Raw genomic sequence first — 18,826 nt, 5'->3', positions numbered from 1 at the left:
CGACGGGACCCGGCCACCTCACGTCGTTCGGGCGCCTCCCGACTCCCTCCGGGTGCGCTGGCGCGCCCCCGACGGGACCCGGCCACCTCACGTCGTTCGGGCGCCTCCCGACTCCCTCCGGGTGCGCTGGCGCGCCCCCGACGGGAGTCGAACCCGCACCTGTGGCGATTTTAAGTCGCCTGCCTCTGCCGGTTGGGCCACGGGGGCGCGCCCACGGTAGCGCGCACCTGGTGAGCGAGGCAGGGGGCGTCCGAACGGCGCCCTCGCGCCGACCGAACGGCCGCCCGCACGGGGCCGATGGTCCGAACTGTGCCGGGCCGCCGCGGTGGTTCGGCGCGATTCCCGGTGCCGCCCACCCCGCCGCCGCTATCGTTCCGAGGGCCGGGGCCCACGAGGACAGGTTGGCCGTGTACGGAACAGACGGACCCTTCGACGACTGGGCGCGCAGGCCGCTGGCCTCCGTCCTCTCGCCGTCGACCCACCGCCTGGGGATCGCGGTGTACGTCGCCGAGCCCGGCCCGACGGGCGAATGGCTGCACGTGAGCCCGGCCATCCAGGAGATTCTCGGGGTCCCGCCGGAGGCGCTGATCGCCGACCGCGGCCTGTGGCACACGCTCATCCATCCCGACGACCGGGACACGCTGATGGGCAGCGAGATCCGGCTCGAGCCCGACTCCCGGGCGCGCGCGGACTACCGGGTGATCCGCCCGGACGGGCGGGTGGTGTGGCTCCTCGACGACGCCGTCGTGAGCAACACCCCCGAGGGGCACGCGGTCATGGACGGCTACCTCGTCGACGTCTCGAGCCAGCGCCGGGCGGAACAGATGCTCGCCGCGCAGGCCGTCGTCGTCGGGCGCCTGACCGGCAGGACCCCGCTGCCCGAGGTCCTCGCAGAGCTGCCCGGAGCGGCGCTGACGGCCACGTCGGCCGTGGCCTGCGTCGTGGAGGTAGCAGACGGCGACCCGCTCGTCGCCCTGCGCACCGATGTGGCCGCCGTGCCGCTCGACGGTGCGACGGTGACGGCCGAGGCGCGGACCCCCGACGGCGCCGTGGCGGGCCGGGTCACCTGCCACTTCGCGCCCGGCGTCGTCCCGCCGTCGTCCGACCGGGAGGTGCCCGGCTGGGCCGCGGCCCTCGTCGAGCTGGCCGTGACCCGGATCGCGGAACGCGAGCGGGCCGACCTCATGTACGCCCAGCTGGCCGCCACGCTGGAGTCGACCGGGGACGGGATCTGTGTGGTCGACCGGGTGAACCGGGTCGTGGCGCACAACACCCGGTTCGCCGAGATGTGGCGCATCGACCCGGCCGTCCTGCACAGCGGTGACGGCCGGGCCGTCGTCGACCGGATGCTCGACCAGGTCGAGGACCCCGCCGGGGTGTTCGAGACCCTGCGGCGGATCGCCGAGCATCCCGAGCGGACGAGCGTCGGCGAGCTGCGGACCCTCGACGGGCGTGTGCTCGAGCGGTCCTCGCGCCCGCAGCGCATCGACGGCCAGCCCGTCGGGAGCGTGTGGAGCTTCCGGGACGTCACCGAGACCCGGCGGCTCCAGGCCGAGGTCCGCGAGCGGGAGGCGAGCCTCGAGCGCCTCGTCGACCAGGTGCGGGACTACGCCATCGTCAACCTCGACCCCGAGGGCCGGGTGGCCTCCTGGAACCAGGGCGCGGCCCGCATCATCGGGTACGCGGAGAACGAGATCCTCGGGACCGACCTGTCCGTCTTCTTCTCCGACGAGGGGGCCGACGCGACGCGACCGGCGCGGCTGCTCCAGCGGGCCCTCACGGAGGGATCGGCGCGCGAGGAGTGCTGGTGCCGGCGCCAGGACGGGCAGCTGTTCTGGGCCTCCACGCTGCTCACGGCGCTGCACGACGAGGAGGGCAGGCTGCGGGGGCTGGGCCTGGTCATGCAGGACATCACCGACCGTCGCACGGCCGAGCTCGCGCTCGAGCGCCGGGCGCGCACCCTGGCGGTCGTCGGCGGCATCGCCACGGCGGCGAACTCCGCGACGTCGGTGGGTGACGCGCTCGACACCGCCCTCGTCGCGGTGTGCGAGCACGGGGGGTGGCAGCTGGCCCACGTCTACCTCGTCGACGACGCCTCGGGCGAGCTGCGGCACCGGGCCTGGCACGTGGGGCCGGACCTCCCGCGCGAGCGGTACGCGGAGTTCATCGCCGCCACCGATGCCCAGGCCCCCGCCGACCTGCCGCTGCCGGCCGCGGTCATGGCGAAGGGCCGCTCGATGTGGGTGGCCGACCTCCCGGGCTCGGTGGCCGAGGCGCGGTCCCCGGCGGCCCGGCGGGCCGGCCTCGAGTCCGGCAGCAGCGCACCGATCCTCATCGGCAGCGAGCCGGTGGGCGTCCTGGAGTTCTTCAGCACCGAGGCGCGTGCGTTCGACGCCGAGGCCGACCTCGTGATGCGGCAGCTCGGCGCGCAGCTGGGCCGCGTCGTCGAACGGGAGCGGGCGGAGCGACGGTCTGCCGCGCTCGCCCGGCAGGTCGCCAGGCTGTCCGCCACCACCGCGCCCACGACCCGGGCGGACGAGAGCCGCTGACCCTCGGTCACCCACCGCTCTCAGCGGGAACTCAGCGACCCCTCCGAGCGTCTACGCTGGTGACGACGTTGACCACCACGACCATCACGGAGGATCGATGGCCAGCAACCCGGCCTTCAACCGGATCGAGAAGGATGCCCGCAGCGGCGGGCCCGGGTCCGGGGCGGCGGGCGCCACGCACGCCGCCACCGACCAGATGACGACCCAGCAGCTCCAGGACCTCTACAACGCTCCCTCGGCACTGCGCCCGGGCACCGACCGGGTCGTCACGATGGACGACGTCATCATGAAGACCCTCGGGCTCTTCGCCCTCGTCCTCGTGCTGGGCGCGGTCGGCTGGACCATCGCGTCGGTCAACCCCGGCATCGGCTTCATGGTGTGGATGGGCGGCATGATCGCCACCCTCGTCCTCGGCCTCGTCATCGCCTTCAAGAAGACGCTCAGCGTGCCCCTCATCGTGGCCTACGCCGTCGTCGAGGGCCTGTTCGTCGGTGCGGTCAGCCAGTTCTTCAACACGATGTACCCGGGCATCGTCGCGCAGGCCGTCCTCGCGACGCTCGCGACGTTCGCGGGCATGTTCATCGCGTACAAGACCGGCCTGATCAAGGTCACGAGCAAGTTCCGCCGGATCATGACGATGGCCATCTTCGGCTACGCCATCTTCGCGATGGTCAACTTCGGCTACGCCATGATCACGAGTACGCCGTTCGGCTTCGGCGGCACCGGGGCCCTCGGCATCGGCATCTCGATCTTCGCCGTCGGCCTCGCCTCGCTGTCGCTGGCGCTCGACTTCGACTCCATCGACGCCGCCATCCGCACCGGCGCACCGCAGAAGTACTCGTGGCTGCTGGCCCACGGGCTCATCGTGACGCTGGTGTGGCTCTACATCGAGTTCCTCCGCCTCATCGCGAGGCTCCGCTCGGAGTGACCGAACCACTGACCGGCGGCGCCGGGTCGGCTGAGGCCGGCCCGGCGCCGCCGTCCGTCCGGGGCGACGGCCCCGGGGGCGTCGTCGACTCCGTCCCGCCCGAGGCGACGCTCGAGGTCGACCGGATCCGGCGCCGCTGGTCCGAGCTGACGCTCGAGAAGGCCGCAGCCGCTGCGCCCGCGGTCCGGGGCGTCGTCGAGGCCGTCGCGCGGCGGACCGCGCCCGAGGCGGCCGTGGGCGACCTCGGCCCGGCCGTGCTCCCCGACCAGCTGGCCGTCGTCGTGTGGGACGCCTACGCGGCCGGCCTGGGTGACGGCATCGTCGACCTGCTCGCCGAGGCGCGCAGGACCCTTCCCTGAGCGGCGCCGCCGTCAGGCGAGGCGCTCGACGACGATCGCCATGCCCTGCCCGCCGCCGACGCACATCGTCTCCAGGCCGAAGGTGCCGTCGCGGGCCTCCAGCCCGTTGAGCAGGGTCGTCATGATCCGGGTGCCGGTGGACCCGAAGGGGTGCCCCAGGGCGATGGCGCCGCCGTTGACGTTGAGCCGGTCGAGGTCCATCCCGAGGTCGTCGGCGCTGGGCAGCACCTGCGCCGCGAAGGCCTCGTTGATCTCGTACAGGTCCATGTCCGCGATGGTCATCCCGGCCCGGGCCAGCGCCTGACGGGACGCCTCGACCGGACCGAGGCCCATGATCTCGGGCGAGAGCCCGGACACCCCGGTCGAGACGATCCGCGCGATCGGGGTGAGGCCCAGCTCCTTCGCGCGGTGGTCGCTCATGACGACGACGCCCGAGGCGCCGTCGTTGAGCGGGCAGCAGTTGCCCGCCGTCACCGTCCCGTCCTCGCGGAAGACGGGCTTCAACGCCCCCACGGACTCCAGGGTCACACCCGGCCGCGGACCGTCGTCGCGCGAGACCACGGTGCCGTCGGCGAGGGTGACGGGCAGGATCTCCCGCTCGAAGAACCCGTCGGCGATGGCCTTCTCGGCGCGGTTCTGGCTCGTGACGCCCCACTCGTCCTGGCGCGCGCGCGAGACGCCGCGCAGCGTCGCCACGTTCTCGGCGGTCTGCCCCATCGCGAGGTAGACGTCGGGGAGGGACCCCTGCTCGCGGGGGTCGGACCAGCGCGCGTTCGAGGCGGCCATCGCCACCGAGCGTTCCATCGCCTCGGCGAAGACGGGGTTGAGGGCGTCGGGGTCGGACTCGCCGGCTCCCCGGAACGCGGCGTTGGTCGACACCGACTCGACGCCGCCGACGACGAAGACGTCGCCCTCGCCGGCCTTGATCGCGTGGAAGGCCATCCGCATCGTCTGGGTCGAGCTCGCGCAGAAGCGGTTGATGGTGGCGGCGGGCAGCCCGTCGAGGCCGGCCAGCACGGCGATGACCCGGGCCATGTTGTTCCCGGCCTTCCCGCTCGGGTCGGCGCAGCCCCAGTACAGGTCGTCGACGGTCGTGGGGTCCAGGGCGGGCAGCTGGTCGAGGAGCCCGCGGACCACCTGGACCGAGAGGTCGTCGGGGCGCATCTCGGTGAGGGACCCCTTGAAGGCCCGGCCGATGGGGGTGCGGGCGGTGGCGACGATGACGGCCTCGGTCACGGGGATCCTCCTCGATCGGGTGGCGGCGTGCGGACGGCGGTCGGTGCCACCACTAAGCGCTCGCTCACTATCGGGTCCAGGGTAAGCGCTCGAGCGTCGCCGTGTCGTGTGGCCTCGGTCTCGCCGGCAGGGGTCAGGTCCGCGCGTCGGGTGCGGATGGCGCGGCGCCCTCGCTCGCGCTCGGAGCCTCGGCCGCATCGTCCTCGCCGGGGGTCCCTGCCTCCGTGATCGGCTCGGACGGGTCGGGGGCGGGAACGGTGTCGTGCCGGCGCCGCAGGAGCACGGCCCACCGCCCTCGGGGGCCACGGGCCTCGCCGGCCACCTCCGTGGGCGACACCTCGGTGCCGGGCTCGAGGACGGCCTGGCCGGCGGCGACGGCGACCGGGCCGACGCCCTCGCCACGTCGCGGCTCGGGGGCCCGGTCGACGGTGTCGGCACCCCAGACGCCGAGCGCCGCGCACACGGTGGGCAGCAGGGCCGCACCCACCCGGGCGTACCCGGCCGGGGAGGGGTGGAACCGGTCGATGCTGAAGAGCTCGTGCGGCCGCTCGGTGAACTCCGGACCCAGGAGGTCCCCGAGCGAGACGGTGCGGCCCCCGGCCTCGACGACGGCCACGGTCTGGGCTGCCGCGAGGTCGCGGGACCACCGCTTCAGCAACGCGCGGAGCGGCTGGTGGATGGGCCGGATCGTCCCGAGGTCGGGGCAGGTGCCGACGACGACCTCGCCGCCGAGCGCGCGGACCCGGCGCACCGTCTGCTCGAGGTGGCGCACCGCCGCGAACCGGTCGATCCGGTGGGTCACGTCGTTGGCGCCGACGAGGACGAGGACGACGTCCGGGTGGAGCACCTCCTCGAGGGCGTTGGCCAGCTGACGTTCGAGGTCGCTGGACTCGGCGCCCACGACCGCGCGGTTGGTGAGCCGGACGGGTCGGCCGGTGAGGGCCGCGACGCCGTGGGACACGATCGCCCCGACGGTCTGGTGCGCATGGTCGGCTCCGAGGCCCGCCGCGGAGGAGTCTCCGAGGACGACGATCTCGTAGGGGGTGCCGCCACCCGCCCCGTACTGCCCGGTGTCGTCGGGGGAGTCGTCGAAGGGGCGGCCGATGACGCGCCGGGCGAGAGCCGCCTCGGCCTTGATGACGCCGTAGCCGAGGGCACCGAGCGCGGCCCCGGCCGCGGCAAGACCCCCACCGCCGTAGGCGGCGGTGGCGGCGATCCTGCGCGCGCGTCGTGCCCGTCCCATGCTCCGGCGTCCTCCTGCCACTGCTCGGGCCTCCCACGGTAACGCGGGGAGGGCCGCTGTGGACACGAACCCCGAGCCGCCCGGTCTACGGTGGCCGGATGGACGTCAGCCAGGGCCGTCGGGCGGAGCTGTCGTGCGAGGTCGGCCCGTCCGACACCGCCGTCGCACTCGGGTCCGGCAGCGTCGCGGTCCTGGCGACCCCGCGGCTGCTCGCGTGGGCGGAGGCCGCGACCGTCACGGCGCTCGACGGGGCGCTGGGGGTGGGGGAGACCAGCGTCGGGGTGCGGGTCGAGCTCGAGCACACCGCGCCGAGCGCGGTCGGGGAGGTCGTGCACGTACGGGCCGAGGTCGTCGCCGTCGACGGGGCGAGGGTCGTCTTCGAGGTCGAGGCACGCACGGCGCACGCGTCGAGCGTCGGCCGGGGGAGGATCGAGCGCGTCGTCGTCGACGAGGCCCGGTTCGCGGCCCGGCTGCGTCGGGGCTGACGGCCCTCCCGGCCGGGCGTGCGAGGATGCACGGCGTGAAGTACGCCGAGCACATCGCAGACCTCGTCGGGGACACCCCCCTCGTCAAGCTGAACTCCGTGACCGACGGCATCGGGGCCACGGTCCTCGCCAAGGTGGAGTACCTCAACCCGGGCGGGTCGGTGAAGGACCGGATCGCGCTGAAGATGGTCGAGGCCGCCGAGAAGTCCGGCGAGCTCCAGCCGGGCGGGGTCATCGTCGAGCCGACCTCGGGCAACACCGGGGTCGGGCTGGCGCTCATCGCCCAGCGCAAGGGCTACACGTGCATCTTCGTGTGCCCCGACAAGGTGTCCGAGGACAAGCGCAACGTGCTGCGCGCCTATGGCGCCGAGGTCGTCGTCTGCCCGACGGCGGTCTCGCCGGACCACCCGGACTCGTACTACTCGGTCTCGGACCGGCTCATGCGCGAGACCCCCAAGGCATGGAAGCCCGACCAGTACTCCAACCCCAACGGCCCGCTCTCGCACTACGAGTCGACCGGGCCCGAGATCTGGCGCGACACCGAGGGCCGGGTCACCCACTTCGTCACCGGCGCCGGCACCGGTGGGACGATCAGCGGGGCCGGCCGGTACCTCCGTGAGGTCAGCGCCGACCGCGCGTCCGGGCGGGTTCGTATCGTCGCCGCAGACCCCGAGGGCTCGGTGTACAGCGGTGGCAGCGGACGCCCCTACCTCGTCGAGGGCGTCGGCGAGGACTTCTGGCCGGCCGCCTACGACCCCGCCCAGGTCGACGACGTCGTCGCGGTGTCCGACGCCGACTCGTTCGAGATGACCCGCCGCCTCGCCCGCGAGGAGGGCCTGCTCGTCGGCGGCTCGTGCGGGATGGCGGTCGTCGCGGCCCTGCGCGTCGCCAAGGACCTGCCCGACGACGCGGTCGTCGTCGTCCTGCTGCCGGACTCCGGGCGTGGGTACCTGTCGAAGATCTTCAACGACGACTGGATGGCGTCCTACGGGTTCGTCCACATCGAGGGCGAACGGACCGTCGGCGACGTCCTGCACGCCAAGGCCGGCGACCTCCCCGCCCTGGTGCACACCCACCCGAACGAGACGCTGCGCGACGCCATCGAGATCCTGCGCGAGTACGGGGTGTCGCAGATGCCGGTCGTCAAGGCCGAGCCCCCGGTCGTGTCGGGCGAGGTGGCCGGGGCGGTGTCCGAACGGGCGCTGCTCGAGGCGCTCTTCACGGGCAAGGCGCACCTGGCCGACCCCGTCGAGCACCACATGGAGGCCGGGCTGCCGCTCGTCGGCGCCGGGGAGCCGGTCGCCACCGCACGCCACGAGCTCGAGACCTCCGATGCCGTGCTCGTCATCGAGGACGGCAACCCCATCGGGGTCCTCACTCGGGCCGACCTCCTCTCCTTCCTCGCCGACTGACCGACCCGGGCGCGACCCACGACGGCACGTGACGGCGGGTCGGGCGACCGGTCGGTGGATCACCCCCCAGCCGTTCGGCTGGTAGCGGGCGGGTTCGCCTGATCCCGCACGCCGTCTTCTGCGACGGTGAGGCGGCGTTGTCACCGGGGTGTGCGGCGCTCCTCGTGCGCAAGAAGGGTTGGGGCGTGGGTCGCTCGCAGGACAAGGACCGTCAGTGGCAGCCGCATCCGGTCCGTGCCGCCGCCCTCCGGGCACTCGCCTTCGGGCTCCCCCTCGTCGTCTCGATCATCGTCGGCATCGTCGTCGGTGCGTTGATGCCGGCCCCTGAGTCCACGCCCGGCCTCGTGCTGTGGTGGAGCGCGGTGCTCGTGTCCTCGACCCTGGCGGTGTACGCCGCGGACCGGGTGACCCGCAAGGTCCTGCCGCTGGCGACCCTGATGCGGCTGTCCATCCTCTTCCCCGACCGGGCGCCCTCCCGCGTCAAGGTCGCCCGCAAGGTGGCGGGCAGCCGGGCCATCGCCGCCGAGCTGGCCAAGGCCGGGATGGCATCGGACCGCCAGGAGGCCGCCGAGACGATCCTGGCCCTCGTCGGCGCGCTCGGCGACTACGACGCCCGGACCCGCGGCCACTCCGAGCGCACCCAGCTCTTCGTCACGATGCTCGCCGACGAGCTCAAGCTCAACAACGAGGACAAGGGCAAGCTCATGTGGGCCGCCCTCGTCCACGACATCGGCAAGCTCAAGGTCCCCCACGAGGTGCTCAACAAGCCCGCCCGGCCGACCGAGGAGGAGTGGGAGCTGCTCCACAGCCACCCGCACCACGGCGCCGAGATCTGCGAGCCGCTGCGGGAGTGGCTGGGCCCGTGGTGGCTGGCGATCGAGCAGCACCACGAGAAGTTCGACGGGAGTGGCTACCCGCATGCGCTCGCCGGCGACGAGATCAGCTACGGCGCCCGCATCGTCGCGGTGGCCGACAGCTACGAGGTCATGACGGCGGCCCGTCCGTACAAGCGCCCGATGACCGCGCTGGCGGCGCGCCAGGAGCTCACCGCCTGCGCCGGGACCCATTTCGACCCGGAGATCGTGCGGGCCTTCCTCAACATCTCCCTCGGCGGCGTGCGCCGCTCGAGCGGCCCGCTGGCGTGGCTGGCCCAGATCTTGATGGTCCGTCCCGGCCCGATCCTGGGGCAGGTCATGGGTGCCGGCGCCGGCGCGGTCGGGGCAGCCGCGACGATCGTCGGGCTGAACCTCGCGCCCGGCGTCGCACACGCGGAGCCGACGACGACCGCGCAGCCGAAGCCTGCGGTGACGGCGACCGCGCCCGCGCCACGAGCGACACCGACGCCGTCACCGACGGCCACTGCGACGCCGACCCCGGCGCCCACGACGTCGGGCCCCACCGTGTCCCCGCGGACGCCTGCACCGCTGCCGCCCGACCCGGCCGCGCTGCCGCCGGTGCCCCTGCCGACGCCGCCGCCCGGCCGGTTCGCCCTCGTCGACGACGTCGAGTCGACCCTCGAGGACACCGCCCGCGTCTACGACGTGCTGGCCAACGACACCCTCGACGGGCTGTCGACGATCGCCGGCGTCAGCACCCCGGCGCACGGCGCGTCGACCGTCGTGGGCAACAGGGTCCTCTTCACGCCCGACCCGGACGTCCACGGCACCCAGGAGTTCTCGTACACCGTGCGCAACGTCGCCGGGCGGCTGAGCACCGCGCGGGTCACCGTCGACGTCGTCCCGGTCAACGACCCGCCGACGGCCAGGAACGACGCCCAGGTGATCGACGAGGACACCCCCGACGCCCCGCTCCGGCTGCTCGGCAACGACACCGACGTCGACGGGGACGCCCTGACCGTCGTCTCGGTCACCGGCGCGGGCAACGGCACCGTGACGCAGCGAGCCGGTGACTTCCTCTACACCCCCGACCTCGACTACAACGGGCCCGAGACGCTCAGCTACACCGTCTCCGACGGCCACGGTGGCACGAGCAGCGCGACCGTGTCCGTGACGGTGTCGCCGGTCAACGACGCCCCCGTGGCGCACCCCGACACCGCCTCGATGGCCGAGGACTCGGGCACGATCACCCTGGCCAACCTGCTCACCAACGACACCGACGTCGAGAACGACTCGTTGCAGGTCACCGCCGTGACCGGGGCGGCGCACGGGACGATCGCACAGCCGACCAGCGGCGTCTTCACGTACCGACCGCAGCCCGACTTCACCGGGGTCGAGACCCTGAGCTACACCGTGTCGGACCTCCACGGTGGGACGGACTCGTCGACGGTGCGGATCACCGTGACGCCGGTCAACGACCCGCCCGTCGCGAACGACGACGCGGTCACGGCCCCGGAGGACTCGGTCGACGTCCCGCTGCCGCTGGTGGCCAACGACACCGACATCGACGGGGACGCGCTCACCGCCACCTCGGTGTCTGCACCGGCGCACGGCGCGGTCCGGCAGGTGGCCGGTGCGTGGACGTACACGCCGGACCCGGACTGGAACGGCGTCGAGACCCTGTCGTACACGATGTCCGACGGCAACGGGGAGACCGCGTCCGCCGCGGTCACCATCACGATCACCGCGGTGAACGACGACCCGGTGGCCGTCGCCGACACCATCTCGCTGCCCGAGGACTCGATCGACGCGCCGCTCGACCTGCTCGGCAACGACGGCGACGTCGACGGCGACACCGTCAGCATCACCGCGGTCACGAGCGCCGTCAACGGCACGCTCACCGAGCAGTCACCCGGCGTGTGGACCTACACCCCGGACGAGGACTGGAACGGTACCGAGAGCCTGGGCTACGCCATCTCCGACGGCAACGGCGGGACCGACACGGGGGTGGCGACCGTGACGGTGACCCCGGTCAACGACGCGCCGGTGACGGGTCCGGACGCCTACGCCATCACGACCGTGCAGACGCTCACGACGACGGCGGCCGACGGTGTGCTGGCCAACGACAGCGACGTCGACGGCGACACCCTGACGGTGACCGGGGACGACAGCCTCCTGATCGTCATCAACCCCGACGGGTCGTTCACGTACACCGGGGTCCTCCCGACGACGGAGGTGGTCACGTACACCGTCTCGGACGGCAACGGCGGCACCGCCACCGGAACCATGACCATCACGGTGACCCTGCTGCCAGGCTCGACCGTCAACTTGTTCCTCCAGCCGGTCGGCACGTTCGCGGTGGGCTCGCTCACCACGACACCGCCGGCGGGCGGCATCGGCGACTACGACTCCGACGGCAACCCCGGCCTCACGATCAAGTCGGGCGGGCTGAAGCCCGACGAGTCGGACCCGCTGAAGTACCAGGAGTGGTCGTACCCGGTGCCGGGTGGCGGGCTCACGATGAACGGTCCGATCACGATGAGCCTCTGGACCTCGCTGGAGAACAACGCCGACCAGGACCTCGACTACGCGGCCTGGGTCTACGACTGCGACGGGGGTGGTGGTGCGTGCTCACTCATCGCCTCGACCGTCGGGGTGCACGTCGACAACTGGAGCACCACGACCACCTGGGAGCAGCGCACCGTGACGGTCGGCAGCGCCAACCGCACGGTGGCGGCCGGGCGCACGGTCAAAGTCCGCCTGGGCTTCAACCACAAGGACGTGTGGCTGCCGCTCGACAGCGCCCACCCCTCCGCGCTCATCTACACCCAGTAGCGGTTGCGCGGGGGCTGCGAGCAGTCTCACAGCCACACGGAGTTGACCCGGCGGAGGCGGCGGGGGAGGCTCGACGGGCGCCGCTGATGGCGCCGTCGTCGACCCTCCGTCCGTCCGAACCGGCACGTCATCCGGTGTGTGGCTCAGGGCCTGGTCGGCGCGACGCCCGACGAGGAAGGCCGCATGAGCGACTACCCCCACCTGCTCGCTCCGCTCGACCTCGGCCACGTCACGTTGCCCAACCGGGTCGTCATGGGGTCGATGCACACCGGGCTCGAGGACCGGGCCCGGGACGCCCCGAAGCTCGCGGCCTACCTCGCCGAGCGGGCTCGCGGTGGGGCCGGCCTCATCGTCACCGGCGGGTACGCGCCGAACCTCGAGGGGACGCTCTACCCGGGCGCCTCGAAGCTGACGAGCCGGCGCGAGCTGGCCCGGCACCGGGTCGTCACTTCGGCGGTGCACGAGGCCGGCGGGCTCATCGCGCTCCAGCTGCTGCATGCGGGGCGGTACGCGTACACCCCCTGGTGCGTCGCGCCGTCGACGGTCAAGAGCCCGATCAGCCGGTTCGCGCCGCGGGCGCTGACCGCCCGGGGCGTCCGGCGTCAGATCCGGGCGTTCGCCCGCGCGGCGCGGCTCGCCCGCCGGGCGGGGTACGACGGCGTCGAGATCATGGGGTCCGAGGGGTACCTCGTCAACCAGTTCCTCGCGCCGCGCACCAACCACCGCTCCGACCGGTGGGGCGGGACGCCCGAAAACCGCCGACGCTTCGCCGTCGAGGTGGTCCGCGCGGTCCGGGAGGCGGCGGGCCCCGACTTCGTCCTCGTCTACCGGATCTCGGTGCTCGACCTCGTCGAGAACGGCCAGACCTGGGACGAGGTGGTGGCCCTCGCCCGCGAGGTCGAGGCCGCCGGCGCGAGCATCCTCAACCTCGGCATCGGGTGGCACGAGGCCCGGGTGCCGACGATCGTCACCTCGGTGCCGCGGGCGGTGTTCACCGGGTACGCGGCCCGGCTGGGCGAGCACGTCGGCATCCCGGTGTGCGCGACGAACCGGATCAACACCCCGGAGGTCGCCGAGCAGGTCCTGACCGACGGCGCCGACCTCGTGTCGCTGGCCCGGCCCTTCCTCGCCGACCCCGGCTTCGTCCGCAAGGCCGCCGAGGGCCGGTCCGACGAGATCAACACGTGCATCGCCTGCAACCAGGCCTGCCTCGACCACACGTTCGCCAAGCAGCGCGCGTCGTGCATGGTCAACCCGCGCGCCGCGTACGAGACCGAGCTCGTCATCGGCCGTGCCCCGGCGCGCCGCAAGGTGGCGGTCGTCGGGGGTGGACCGGCCGGGATGGCGGCCGCGGTCACCCTCGCCGAGCGGGGGCACGACGTCGAGCTGCTCGAGGCGCGCGACCACCTCGGCGGGCAGTTCGACATCGCGATGCGCATCCCGGGGAAGGAGGAGTTCGTCGAGACGATCCGCTACTTCACGCGGCGCCTCGAGGTGCTCGGGGTACGGGTGCGGCTGTCGACGTGGGCCGATGCCGACGCGTTGGTCGCCGAGGGGTTCGACGACGTCGTCGTCGCGACCGGGGTCGAGCCGCGGCTCCCGGAGATCCCCGGCGTCGACCACCCCATGGTCATGACGTACGCCGAGCTCGTCCGGGGCGAGCGCACGGCGGGGCAGCGGGTCGCCGTCATCGGCGCCGGTGGCATCGGGGTGGACGTCTGCGAGCTCCTGACGACGGAGCACTCCGCGACGACGGACGCCGAGGCCTGGCGCCTGGAATGGGGCGTCGGTGACCCGGCGGAGTCGCGCGGCGGCGTGCGCCCCGCGGTCCCCGAGCCGAGCCCGCGCGAGGTGGTCCTGCTCCAGCGCAAGACGTCGGCCATCGGCAAGGGTCTCGGCAAGACGACGGGCTGGGTGCACCGGGCCTCGCTGCGCGCCAAGGGGGTCGAGCAGGTCTCCGGGGTGGCGTCCTACGAGCGGATCGACGACGAGGGGCTGCACATCACCGTCGGGCCGGACGGCGAGCGTCGCCTCGTGGCCTGCGACACCGTCGTCCTGTGCGCCGGCCAGGAGCCGGTGCGGACCATCGCCGACGACCTCGCCGACCGTGGGCTGACCGTCCACGTCATCGGCGGGGCGGACGTCGCCGCCGAGCTCGACGCCAAGCGGGCGATCCGCCAGGGCACCGAGGTGGCGGCGGCCATCTGACCCCCCACTCATCCCGGAACGTGTGTGAACGCGCCGGGGATCGCCGGCGTGTTCACACACGTTCGCGGTGTGTGTGGCCTGTCAGGTGGGTGGGGCGATGTCCGTCTGGGCCGGGAGGTTCGCGACGCCGACCGGGCAGGTGAGCCCGTTGGGCCCGTGGTTGCAGTAGCCGCCGGGGTTCTTGTGGAGGTACTGCTGGTGGTACCCCTCCGCGTAGTAGAAGGGGCCGGCCTGCTCGGCGGACGCGATCGTCGTCGTGATGGTGCCGCGGCCGGCGGCGGTCAGGACCGCCTGGAACGCGTCCCGGGTGGCAGCGGCGGCTTCGGCCTGCCCGGGCGTCGTCGTGAAGATCGCGGACCGGTAGGCCGTCCCGATGTCGTTGTACTGCCGGTTGCCCTGGGTCGGGTCGTGGTTCTCCCAGAACGCCTTGAGCAGCAGCTCGGGGGTGGTGACCGCCGGGTCGTAGGCGACGAGGACGGTCTCGGCGTGCCCGGTGAGCCCGGTGCAGGTCTCCTCGTACGTGGGGTGCGGGGTGAAGCCGCCCTGGTAGCCGGCGGCGGTCGTCACGACACCCGGCAGCTGCCAGAAGATGCGCTCGACCCCCCAGAAACAGCCCATCGCGACGTAGAGCACCTCGGTGCCGTCGGGCCAGGGCCCCTCGAGCGGGGTGCCGAGGACCTCGTGGGTCGTCGGCACGGGGAAGGGCCGGTGATCGCGGCCGGCCAGGGCCTCGTCGCGGGTGGGGAGCGTGGACTTCGCACGGGAGCCGAAAAGCATGTCGTGTTCAACTCCGGAGGGTGGCACGGTGTTCCACATGGTCGACCTCGTCCCGGTCTCCGGGCTGGACTCCGAGCCCGCCGCCGCCGCCCGCTTCGACGCATGGGCGGAGGTGCAGGGTGTCGCGGCGCGGCACGACCTGGGCGACGACCACGACGCGTGGACGGTGGACGAGCTGCGCGGGATCATGCAGGACTCGACGAAGCACCGCTCGACCGTGCTGGCGGTCCATGGCCACGAGGTGCTCGGAGCCGGGGCTGTCATCGCCCCGTTGCTCGACAACCAGGGCGTCGCCTCCCTCGTGGTGACGACGCGACCGGACCGGCGCCGGGCAGGGGTGGGGGGCGCTCTGCTCGCCTGGGCCGAGGGGCACGCTCGGGAGCTCGGCCGCACCACCGTCGTCGCGCAGACGCAGTGGGCCGGAGGCGACGTTGAGGACCCGCACGGCCCGTGGGCCCGCCGGCGCGGCTTCGAGCCGGCCCAGACGGTCGTCCGGTCCGACCTCGCCGTGGACCCGTCGGTGCCGCCTCGGCCGCCTGTGGCCGTACCGGGGTACGCCCTCGAGACGCACTGCGACGCCCAGCCGGAGACCGATCTCGAGGACCGCGCGCTGCTCCTGCGCCGGATCAGCACCGACGCACCGCTCGGTGACCTCGAGCTCGCCGAGGAGGAGTGGGACGCGGACCGGGTCCGGGCCGACGACGCCAAGGTCGCCGCGATGGGGCGCCGTGTGGTGGCGACCTACGCCCGGCACCTCGAGAGCGGCCGGTTGGTGGGGTACACCGTGGTCCAGGTTCCGCGTGCCGCCCCGGCTCTCGCGTACCAGCAGGACACCCTCGTCCTGCGGGAGCACCGGGGTCACGGTCTCGGCCTGGCGCTCAAGCTCGCCAACCACTGCGCGCTCGCCGAGGAGGTGCCGGCGGTTCGCACGGTCCGCACCTGGAACGCCGTCGAGAACACCCACATGCTCGCGGTCAACACCGCACTGGGGTTCCGGCCCAGCGGCTACACCCGGGAGTGGCAGAAGCACCTGCACTGACCCCCACCCCCACCTCGACCGATAGGTCACGCCAGGTACGCGGCCGACGACGAGGCCGGCGCCCCGACATCGACCAATAGGTCACGCCAGGTACCGGGTCGGAGGGTGGCGGGGATGTACGCACATCGACCTATTGGTCGCGTGAGGTACGGGGCGCAGGCAGAGGCGTACCGACATCGACCGATAGGTCACGCCAGGTACGGGTCCGGCGACGAGGCCGACGTCCGCACATCGACCTATTGGTCGGAGGGGGTACGGCCGGGCAGTGTGCGAGCCGGCACCTGGTGGAGACCGGCGAGCGGCGGATGGGGTGCGGCCGGGCGGGCGGGGGATGGGCGTCGAGGCGGGGTGGCGGAGCGCCTACCCTCGTGGGCATGACTCTCGACGACCTCGGTTTCTCCTCCCGCGCCATCCACGCCGGTCAGGAGCCCGACCCCACGACCGGTGCCGTCGTGCCGCCGATCCACCAGGTGAGCACGTACAAGCAGGACGGGGTCGGCGGCCTGCGCGGCGGTTACGAGTACTCCCGCTCGGCCAACCCGACCCGGGCGGCCCTCGAGGAGTGCATCGCGGCCCTCGAAGGCGGCGAGCGCGGCTTCGCGTTCGCCAGCGGCCTCGCCGGGGAGGACACGGTGCTGCGGGCGCTCCTCGTCCCCGGTGACCACGTCGTCGTGCCGTCGGACGCCTACGGCGGCACGTACCGCCTCTTCAACCGGGTGCTCAAGCCCTGGGGCGCCGACCACTCCATCGCGACGGTCGCCGACGTCGAGTCGGTGCGCGCGGCCATCCGTCCCGAGACCCGCATGGTCTGGGTCGAGACCCCCACCAACCCGCTGCTCGGCATCGCCGACATCGCGGCGATCGCCGAGGTGACCCACGAGGCGGGGGCGCTGCTCGTCGTCGACAACACCTTCGCCTCGCCCTACCTGCAGAACCCCATCGCCCTCGGGGCCGACGTCGTCGTCCACTCGACGACGAAGTACGCCGGGGGGCACAGCGACGTCGTCGGGGGTGCCGTCGTCGTCGCGCCCGGCGCGCGGACCCGGGACGGCGAGTCGGTCACCGAGCGGGTCGCGTTCCACCAGAACTCGATGGGCGCCGTCGCCGGCCCGTTCGACGCCTGGCTCGTCCTGCGCGGGCTGAAGACCCTCGCCGTGCGCATGGAGCGGCACTGCGACAACGCCGAGACCGTCGTCGACTTCCTGCAGAGCCACCCGGGGGTCACCGCGGTGCACTACCCGGGGCTGCCCAACCACCCGAACCACGACATCGCCGCCCGCCAGATGAAGCGCTTCGGCGGCATGGTCGCGTTCCGGGTCAAGGGTGGGGAGGACGTCGCGGCGAAGGTGTGCGGCGAGACCGAGCTCTGGACGCTCGGGGAGTCCCTCGGCGGGGTCGAGTCCCTCATCGAGCACCCCGGCCGGATGACCCACGCCTCCGTCGCGGGCACCGAGCTCGAGGTGCCCGGCGACCTCATCCGCCTCTCGGTCGGTATCGAGGACGCCCCGGACCTGATTGCCGACCTGCGCCAGGCGCTCGACCGGCTGACCTGAGCCACCGGCCCGGGTGGCGCCTCACTAGAGTGCGCGGGTGCCCGCGGTCCTGTGCGTCGACGTCGGCTCGACCTTCACCAAGGCGGTGCTCGTCGGGCCCGACGGCGCGCTGCTCGGGCGGGCCTCCCACCCGACGACGGTGGCGACCGACGTCATGGACGGCGTCGACGCGGTCCGCGCCGAGCTCGGCGGCCAGGCGGCAGCGGAGACCCTCGTGTGCTCCAGCGCCGGCGGCGGGTTGCAGCTCGCCGTCGTCGGCTACGAGCGCGAGGTGACCGCCGAGGCCGGCTACCGGGTCGGGCTCTCGGCCGGGGCGCGGGTCGTGCACGTCACGGCCGGACCGATGACGGGCCCGGACGTGGCGGCGCTGCGGGCGGCCCGCCCGGACCTCGTCCTCCTCGTCGGTGGCACCGACGGGGGCAACGCCGACGTCCTCGTGCACAACGCCCGCCGGTACGCGCGGGCCCGGGTCGGCGCCCCGGTCGTCGTCGCCGGCAACGCGCAGGCCGCGGCCGCGGTCACGGCCGAGCTGGACGCCACCGGCCGCCGGCACCTCGTGACCGCCAACGTCCTCCCGTCGATCGGTGCGGTGGCCCCGGAAGGGGCGCGGTCCGCGATCCGGGAGGTGTTCCTCGAGCACGTCATCGGGGGCAAAGGGCTCTCCCGCGACCGCGGGTTCGCCGACCTCGTCCGGGCCCCGACCCCCGACGCCGTGCTGCGCGGGGTCGAGGTGCTGGCGCAGGTCCGCGGGCAGGACGTGCTCGTCGTCGACGTCGGGGGAGCGACGACCGACGTCTACTCGGTGCTCACCCCGCAGGGCGAGGACGCGACGATCCGGCGCGAGGTCGTCGGCACCGTGTGGCACGCCCGCACCGTCGAGGCCGACCTGGGGATGCGCTGGAACGCGGGGGGTGTCGTCGACGCCGCGGCTCGCGAGCGCCTCCCCCTGTCCCCGGCGACCGAGGCCTGGGCGACCGGCGTGACGGCCGAGCCGGGGCGGGTCGCCACGACCGGGCCGGAGTGGGCGGCCGAGGAGTCGCTGGCGCGGGCGGCCGTGACCATCGCCGCCCGGCGGCACGGCCGCCCGGCCGGGCCGGGGGAGCGGCCGAGGCCGCTCGCGGACGTCGGCCTCGTCGTCGGCTCCGGCGGCGTGCTCCGGCATGCGCCCGCCGGGATGGCCGAGGCCGTGCTCGGGGCCACCCTGGCGGACCATGGCGGTGGGTGGCGGGTCCCGGACGGGGCAGACGCGGTGGTGGACCGCGACTACGTGCTCTTCGCCGTCGGGCTGCTCGCACCCCGGCACCCGGTGGCCGCCCGGGCGCTCGCCGGCTCCCTCGTCGGCTCGGGCTGACCCGGGCCGAGACCG

13 protein-coding genes and 1 tRNA gene are annotated in these 18,826 nt (G+C 73.6%); 10 read left to right on the top strand and 4 right to left on the bottom strand.

The features are described from left to right. Window positions 1-132: 132 nt before the first annotated feature. Window positions 133-207, bottom strand: a tRNA-Leu gene (locus Q0963_RS05185). A gap of 200 nt (window positions 208-407) precedes the next feature. Here Q0963_RS05185 and Q0963_RS05180 point away from each other — a divergent pair. The 3 genes from Q0963_RS05180 (at window position 408) to Q0963_RS05170 (ending at window position 3,836) form a co-directional block, all read left to right on the top strand. Beyond that, entirely contained in the window at window positions 408-2,549 is a 2,142-nt protein-coding gene (locus Q0963_RS05180; RefSeq protein ID WP_299443603.1) for a PAS domain S-box protein, read from the top strand. Between the two features lie 97 nt (window positions 2,550-2,646). Beyond that, on the top strand, window positions 2,647-3,477 hold the full coding sequence (locus Q0963_RS05175; protein ID WP_299443600.1) for a Bax inhibitor-1/YccA family protein: 831 nt from the start codon (window positions 2,647-2,649) through the stop codon (window positions 3,475-3,477). Then, entirely contained in the window at window positions 3,474-3,836 is a 363-nt protein-coding gene (locus Q0963_RS05170) for a hypothetical protein (protein WP_299443597.1), read from the top strand. The genes Q0963_RS05175 and Q0963_RS05170 overlap by 4 nt, the downstream gene beginning before the upstream one ends. Before the next feature lie 12 nt (window positions 3,837-3,848). Here the strand turns inward: Q0963_RS05170 and Q0963_RS05165 are convergent, their stop codons facing one another. Beyond that, window positions 3,849-5,072, bottom strand: a complete 1,224-nt coding sequence (locus Q0963_RS05165) for an acetyl-CoA C-acetyltransferase (protein WP_299443594.1) — start codon at window positions 5,070-5,072, stop codon at window positions 3,849-3,851. 133 nt (window positions 5,073-5,205) lie between these two features. After that, the gene (locus Q0963_RS05160) at window positions 5,206-6,315 is read right to left on the bottom strand and encodes an SGNH/GDSL hydrolase family protein (RefSeq protein WP_299443591.1); all 1,110 of its coding nucleotides are present in this window, start codon (window positions 6,313-6,315) and stop codon (window positions 5,206-5,208) included. 98 nt (window positions 6,316-6,413) lie between these two features. On the opposite strand from Q0963_RS05160, the gene Q0963_RS05155 reads away from it, so the two are divergent. The 4 genes from Q0963_RS05155 to Q0963_RS05140 all read left to right on the top strand — a co-directional run bounded on the left by Q0963_RS05155 (window position 6,414) and on the right by Q0963_RS05140 (window position 14,091). Next, window positions 6,414-6,800, top strand: a complete 387-nt coding sequence (locus Q0963_RS05155) for a thioesterase family protein (protein ID WP_299443589.1) — start codon at window positions 6,414-6,416, stop codon at window positions 6,798-6,800. 35 nt (window positions 6,801-6,835) lie between these two features. Then, the gene (locus tag Q0963_RS05150; protein WP_299443586.1) at window positions 6,836-8,212 is read left to right on the top strand and encodes a cystathionine beta-synthase; all 1,377 of its coding nucleotides are present in this window, start codon (window positions 6,836-6,838) and stop codon (window positions 8,210-8,212) included. A 185-nt stretch (window positions 8,213-8,397) separates the two neighbouring features. After that, the gene (locus Q0963_RS05145) at window positions 8,398-11,883 is read left to right on the top strand and encodes an Ig-like domain-containing protein (protein WP_299443583.1); all 3,486 of its coding nucleotides are present in this window, start codon (window positions 8,398-8,400) and stop codon (window positions 11,881-11,883) included. 183 nt (window positions 11,884-12,066) lie between these two features. Continuing rightward, window positions 12,067-14,091, top strand: coding sequence for an NADPH-dependent 2,4-dienoyl-CoA reductase (locus tag Q0963_RS05140; RefSeq protein WP_299443580.1), 2,025 nt, complete (start codon window positions 12,067-12,069; stop codon window positions 14,089-14,091). An 81-nt stretch (window positions 14,092-14,172) separates the two neighbouring features. Here the strand turns inward: Q0963_RS05140 and msrA are convergent, their stop codons facing one another. Further along, window positions 14,173-14,868 carry a peptide-methionine (S)-S-oxide reductase MsrA gene (gene msrA, locus Q0963_RS05135; protein WP_299443577.1) on the bottom strand — a complete coding sequence of 232 codons (696 nt, stop codon included), beginning with the start codon at window positions 14,866-14,868 and terminating at the stop codon, window positions 14,173-14,175. A gap of 28 nt (window positions 14,869-14,896) precedes the next feature. Here msrA and Q0963_RS05130 point away from each other — a divergent pair, with 28 nt between their 5' ends. The 3 genes from Q0963_RS05130 to Q0963_RS05120 all read left to right on the top strand — a co-directional run bounded on the left by Q0963_RS05130 (window position 14,897) and on the right by Q0963_RS05120 (window position 18,811). Further along, window positions 14,897-15,907, top strand: coding sequence for a hypothetical protein (locus tag Q0963_RS05130; RefSeq protein WP_299443574.1), 1,011 nt, complete (start codon window positions 14,897-14,899; stop codon window positions 15,905-15,907). A 374-nt stretch (window positions 15,908-16,281) separates the two neighbouring features. After that, entirely contained in the window at window positions 16,282-17,460 is a 1,179-nt protein-coding gene (locus Q0963_RS05125) for a cystathionine gamma-synthase (RefSeq protein WP_299443571.1), read from the top strand. Window positions 17,461-17,497: 37 nt separating this feature from the next. Next, on the top strand, window positions 17,498-18,811 hold the full coding sequence (locus Q0963_RS05120; protein WP_299443568.1) for a glutamate mutase L: 1,314 nt from the start codon (window positions 17,498-17,500) through the stop codon (window positions 18,809-18,811). The last annotated feature ends 15 nt before the right edge of the window (window positions 18,812-18,826 follow it).

This window comes from uncultured Phycicoccus sp. (assembly GCF_947495705.1).
GTDB lineage: Bacteria > Actinomycetota > Actinomycetes > Actinomycetales > Dermatophilaceae > Phycicoccus.
This window is presented reverse-complemented; position numbering and strand designations above follow the sequence as displayed.

Coding starts and splice junctions, on each gene's coding strand:
- Q0963_RS05160 (WP_299443591.1), bottom strand. CDS start 6,315: ATGGGACGGGCACGACGCGCGCGCAGGATCGCCGCCACCGCCGCCTAC.
- Q0963_RS05125 (WP_299443571.1), top strand. CDS start 16,282: ATGACTCTCGACGACCTCGGTTTCTCCTCCCGCGCCATCCACGCCGGT.
- Q0963_RS05140 (WP_299443580.1), top strand. CDS start 12,067: ATGAGCGACTACCCCCACCTGCTCGCTCCGCTCGACCTCGGCCACGTC.
- Q0963_RS05175 (WP_299443600.1), top strand. CDS start 2,647: ATGGCCAGCAACCCGGCCTTCAACCGGATCGAGAAGGATGCCCGCAGC.
- msrA (WP_299443577.1), bottom strand. CDS start 14,868: ATGCTTTTCGGCTCCCGTGCGAAGTCCACGCTCCCCACCCGCGACGAG.
- Q0963_RS05155 (WP_299443589.1), top strand. CDS start 6,414: ATGGACGTCAGCCAGGGCCGTCGGGCGGAGCTGTCGTGCGAGGTCGGC.